Raw genomic sequence first — 5,187 nt, 5'->3', positions numbered from 1 at the left:
GGAACAATGACACCTTGGCTTAGAGATATATCACAATCAAATTGATGCTCGCTTAGAGCCAAACGGTGACCGTCTGTAGCAACCATCCGCAAGAGACCTGATTCAGTAGACTCGCAATAAACACCGCTTAAATTGTGGCGGTTATCATCTGTTGAAACACAAAAAAGTGTTCGGTCAATCATTTGAATCAAAGCATCGGCTGGTACTTTAAAAGTTTTGATATCTCCTGGTTCAGGCAAAGCTGGAAATTCTTCAGCATTCATACCAACGAGGTTTGTTTTGAAAGCACCTGAATGCACTTCAATCCAATAGTTATCTTTAACTTCTAACGAGATAGAATCGCTTGTTAAGGATTTGATGATTTCAAACAGATGCTTGGCATTTACAGAAACACTTCCGCTAACTTGTACATCAGCTTGGTAGGTTCCTTGAATGCCAACATCTAAATCTGTTGCGCTTACGGTTAGGCCAACACCAGATTCTGCTTTTAGGAGAACATGGGCCAAGACAGGCATGGTGCTTTTTTTATCGGCAATACCGACTGCGCGATAAAGCGCTTTAGCGAATTCCTGTGTTGCGACTGTGATTCGCATAGCTTCTGCTCTCTTTTAACGTGAAACGAATTCAAATCCCTCAAACAAGGCGGATGTATCAAGGGCGCATAGCCGAGTCAAAGCTGGTTTTTTGGCCATGAGTGCTTCTCTTTATATTTATATATATAGATCTTTTAAGGATGATAATAATAACCTGTGAATATGGGGATAAGTGACTTAAAGGTTTAATTTTTCTAGGGAATTACCTGTGGATAGATTGTGGGCTCACTGGTGCATGGATTGTGGGTAACTTTTGTCCACAGGTGCAGGCATAGCTTGTCCACAGAGTTTTACAGAGGCTTATCCACAGGCTTATATAAATAAAAATCGCATGATTTGTACATATCCAGGCACTTTTGTACATCTGCTTGTACCTCCCTGCTTTTTTAATCGGATGTCAGTAGACGCAAGTGTGCGTTGACGCTCTTGAAAAAGCGTAAAAGTGTAGCGAGTTTTCGGATTAGACGGCTTTAACAAGCAGCTGTTTGAGGGCTTTAGCTTACTAAAACGTCCATTTGTCTCTCTAGATCAACAACCTGGCTTCGCAATGAAGGGTCTTGTTGAAGCATTGAATCGATTTTCTTACAGGCGCTTAGAACCGTTGTGTGGTCTTTTTTACCAAACTCGGAGCTAAGCTCTGGAAAGGAATGCTCTGTGTGCTTACGGCACAAATACATGGCTATTTGGCGCGGCCTGACGATAACTTTACGTCGCTCTTTGCTTTTCAGATCTGAAACTTTGAGCTGAAAATAGTTAGCGACGAGCTTTTGAATAGAAGAAACCGTTATCTTTTTGGTGTTGCCAGGCAATATGTCGGCGAGGACGCGTTGGGCGTGCTCTGCAGTGAGCGGGGTGTTGCTGAGCGATGCATGGGCTGTCACTCGAACAAGTGCTCCTTCTAATTCTCGAACATTCTGAGAACAATTCTTTGCTAGAAAGAATGCGACATCATCGGGGATGTAATACCCGTCTTTTTCCGCTTTTTGTCGTAAAATAGCGACCCGAGTCTCGACTTCAGGCGGCTGAATATCCGCGATCAGTCCCCACTGAAATCGATTGATCAGACGCTCTTCCATCTCAGGGAGCTCGTGCGGCAGCTTGTCACTGGTAAATACGATTTGCCGTTGGGAGTCATAAAGTGTGTTAAATAGGTGAAAAAGCTCGTGTTGGGTCCGTTTTTTGCCCGCCAGGAGCTGAATATCATCGATTAGTAAGAGGTCTGCGTTTTTACGGTATTTGCTTCGAAACTCTTCGAGCTTGCCACCCATAACGGCATTCACCACTTCGTTACTAAATTGCTCAGCAGTTGTATAAACCACTCGAGCACCCGGGCGCTCTTGAAGAACTTGGTGCCCAATCGCGGTTAGTAAGTGAGTTTTACCAAGACCTACGCCCCCAAAGATAAAGAGCGGGTTATAACTTTGGCCAGGTTTACCAGCGACGGCTTTGGTTGCTGCATAGGCGAACTGGTTCGAGGGCCCGCAAACAAATTCATTGAAAGTGTATCGGCGATTAAGTTGGCGAACGGAACGTCGCTCAGGGTCGAGAGATTCACGAACAATTCGAATCGGGGAATCATCGGTATCATTCAGGGGAGCAACGAGCTCCAAACGATCTTGCTCAGGGGCTTGCAGGTCCTCTTCAAGATCATCGAGAGACTCATCGTCAGGTTCCGTATTCATAAAGAGTTCCGGAACGACTTGGAGTTCGACGACCATTTCACGACCGGTAAAGCGAGTTAGGCCGTCGTGAATGAAAGTGAGGTAGTGGTTTGAAAGCCAATCGCGAGCGAAGCTGTCCCGTAGCGCGAGCTGAATGGTTGCATTGTCTGCACCCACACATAGTGCTGGCTCAAACCAGGTTTGGACAACGTGGCTAGACAGATTTGAACGAATAGATTCGATAAATCCTTGCCATAATTCTTGGCCATTTGTGTCTACGCTTTTGGTCATTCTTACTTTATCCACAAGTTATTTAAATTGCTGCTAAGCTATTAAAATCATTATAAAAAATATTCCCGCACCAACAGTTTGTACACAGAGTTATCCACAGGCCCTGTTGGCTAATGCATGGCTTATTCAATTGTTTGATGTCTCGAAGGGTACAGTATGTGCGAGTCCCCACAACTCCTCCGTCGCAATTAACGTCTGCGCAGGAAAACCTTCACCAATGGGCAGAAATGCCCCCCAAACAGTCTCTTCATATGGCCACGGTCATGGCTCTGATGAGATATACATGGTTTACGTGATCAAACAGCCCATGGTCAAGATTATGGATCGGGGGATTTTGGCCGAATAATGAGCCCAGATTGCTGATCGCTCCGTGTTTTCAAGGATCTCTGGCGAAAAACTTTTTTCATGATGACGAGATCGCCCAAAAGTCATTAAAAGCTCACAGTTAATCCAGGGCATAGAGTTGACAAGAGGTCTTTCGTGAGTAATATCCGCCCTCCGCAGCGATCTTTTTAAAGTCTTCAAAACACCTGAAGATGTTTACAAATAGCATTCGTTGTGGCCTTTGTGAGTCCCGTTTCAATCAGTGCCAAGAAATTTTCAGGCATGAAGTTGATAACCGGTTACCAGTGGTGCTTTCGGCCAGCCACACGGTGATTTTAGTTAGGCCGATAGAGTAGATTTGATCCAAGGAGTGGCCAGATGAAACGCACTTTTCAGCCTTCCAATCGTCGTCGCCTGCGCAAGCATGGCTTCCGTAGCCGTATGCAAACTGCCGCAGGTCGCGCGCTTTTAAAGCGTCGTCGTGCAAAAGGCCGTAAGCGTCTTACGGTTTCGATTGCATCAAAATAAGAGACTGATTCCACTGTGAATCTCGATCCGTCGGGGCGCCTCACTGGTTTGCTTAAACGAGCAGATTTTGTGCGAGTGCAAAATAGAGGCAATCGTCACCGAGGACGTTGCCTTTTACTCATGGTTCATCCCAGCGAGAGCGAGAACAGCCGCGTCGGTCTAACCGTTAGCCGCAAAGTGGGAAATGCAGTGGTACGCAATCGGGTACGTCGCCGATTACGCGAGTTGATCCGCGCAAAACCCGAGTTGTTTATCAGTGGTCAAGATTATGTCTTTATCGCCCGCGCACGTGCAGCGACAGCTGGTTCTTCAACGCTGCATAAGGAAGTTGAATGGCTTCTCAATCAAGTAAGCCTTCAGGGTGGACCGCCAAGGTCCTTGTAGCGCTGATCTGGTGTTATCGGTTTACTTTGCGTGGTCTTGTCGGAAATCAATGTCGATTTCACCCCTCTTGCTCCGAATATGCGATTCAGGCAATTACCCATCATGGTGCAGTTAAAGGTTTTGGTTTTACTGCCCACCGAATATGTCGCTGCCATCCTTGGGCTGTAGGCGGGATCGATCCGATTCCAACCACAGACTCATCGACGAGGCTGCAACAAGGCAATGATTAAAAAATGACTGAGCAACAACGTGTCCTTCTGGCAGTCGGCCTGACTTTTATTATCTTCTGGGTTTGGCAGGTAATCTTGGGGGAAATTGATCCGCCGGTGCAGATCCAACCTGAAGTTGCCACTCAAGAAGAGGTAACGCCCCCAGCCAAACCGTTTGAATTGGATACTTTTCAAGCTGAAGCCGCCGCAGAGGGTGATGTTCCTTCGCTAGATCCATCTCTTACGGGAGCAGAGGCACCGCAAGCAGCTCCAAAACCTGCTATTGTTCAAAAGCAAAGCGCGACGCTTCGTTCAAGCATGCTTGATGTGTCGATTTCAAATGACGGTGCATCCTTAAATCGAATCTTCTTGAAAGAATATACGGAATCAATTGGTGAAGAAGGCGTAAGAGCTCCGGTTTCCTTGGCCACGAAGGTCGAAGGTGACGCGGAGCAAGCTAAACTGCTTTTCTTCGTGAACGGTAAGCAAGAGAAAATTCCATTGGTATTGGAAAAAGGCGGTTCGAAAGTTTCTCTTCGAGGGCAGAGCCCATCTGGCCTCGGTGTTGTCGTTGATGCCCGTGTGCGTGAAGGCCAATATGGTTTAGATTACGATGTAACGTTTTCAAACCGCGGTGCTGCAGCATTACAAGCCAGCGTAGTCGTGGAAATGGGCTTACCGAAGCCACTTGAAGAAGGCGGCTTGCTCACACCCTCCATGCAAAAGTATCGCGGTATTTGTATGACTTCAGAAGAGGTTGAGAGCTTTACCCTAGATGACACGGAAGAAGGTCCAGTAAAGGCGTCCGAACCTGTTTTTTGGGCAGGCCTTGATAAGCAGTACTTTGTTGTAGCCGCAGCATTGCAGGCCGAGCAAACAGGGGTATGCGAAGTAAGCTCCAAGGATGAAAAGATTACTGTAACGCTTGACCTTGGTAGTGAAAGCGTTGCTCCAGGCCTTGGTGTTAAGAAAAGCTTTTCACTTTATTTAGGGCCCAAACGTGAAGATAAGCTTGAAGAAGTCGAACCACACCTTACAAACGTCATCGAATACAACATCATGGGTATTCCTTTAGCTTTCATTGCCCGGCCGATGGTTTGGGCGATGAATATGTTTCACGGATGGTTTGGAAGCTGGGGCGTTGCCATCATCTTGCTGACGCTCGCGGTGAAAAGTGTTTTGTTCCCAATCACTTAT

General features: G+C 46.6%; 6 protein-coding genes. 4 read left to right on the top strand and 2 right to left on the bottom strand.

The features are described from left to right. Nucleotides 1–593, bottom strand: a 593-nt coding sequence (dnaN, locus tag HOK28_20000; protein ID MBT6435390.1) for a DNA polymerase III subunit beta, incomplete at its 3' end; no start/stop codon positions are given. A 494-nt stretch (nt 594–1,087) separates the two neighbouring features. Further along, nucleotides 1,088–2,545 (bottom strand): chromosomal replication initiator protein DnaA, encoded by a 1,458-nt coding sequence (gene dnaA / locus HOK28_19995; protein ID MBT6435389.1) that lies wholly within the window; start codon nt 2,543–2,545, stop codon nt 1,088–1,090. 702 nt (nt 2,546–3,247) lie between these two features. Here dnaA and rpmH point away from each other — a divergent pair. The 4 genes from rpmH to yidC all read left to right on the top strand — a co-directional run. Next, nucleotides 3,248–3,397 (top strand): 50S ribosomal protein L34, encoded by a 150-nt coding sequence (rpmH, locus tag HOK28_19990; protein MBT6435388.1) that lies wholly within the window; start codon nt 3,248–3,250, stop codon nt 3,395–3,397. Nucleotides 3,398–3,412: 15 nt separating this feature from the next. Further along, a complete protein-coding gene (gene rnpA, locus HOK28_19985) occupies nt 3,413–3,781 on the top strand; it encodes a ribonuclease P protein component (GenBank protein ID MBT6435387.1) in 369 nt (122 codons plus the stop codon). Further along, nucleotides 3,730–4,011 carry a membrane protein insertion efficiency factor YidD gene (gene yidD, locus HOK28_19980; GenBank protein ID MBT6435386.1) on the top strand — a complete coding sequence of 94 codons (282 nt, stop codon included), beginning with the start codon at nt 3,730–3,732 and terminating at the stop codon, nt 4,009–4,011. The genes rnpA and yidD overlap by 52 nt, the downstream gene beginning before the upstream one ends. Nucleotides 4,012–4,014: 3 nt before the next feature. Further along, nucleotides 4,015–5,187 (top strand): membrane protein insertase YidC (gene yidC, locus HOK28_19975; GenBank protein MBT6435385.1); only part of this gene is annotated, 1,173 nt, incomplete at its 3' end.

It is taken from the genome of Deltaproteobacteria bacterium (genome assembly GCA_018668695.1).
In the GTDB taxonomy this organism is placed as follows: domain Bacteria; phylum Myxococcota; class XYA12-FULL-58-9; order XYA12-FULL-58-9; family JABJBS01; genus JABJBS01.
The sequence above is the reverse complement of the archived record's forward strand: the minus strand, read 5'-3'. Positions and strand labels throughout refer to the sequence as shown.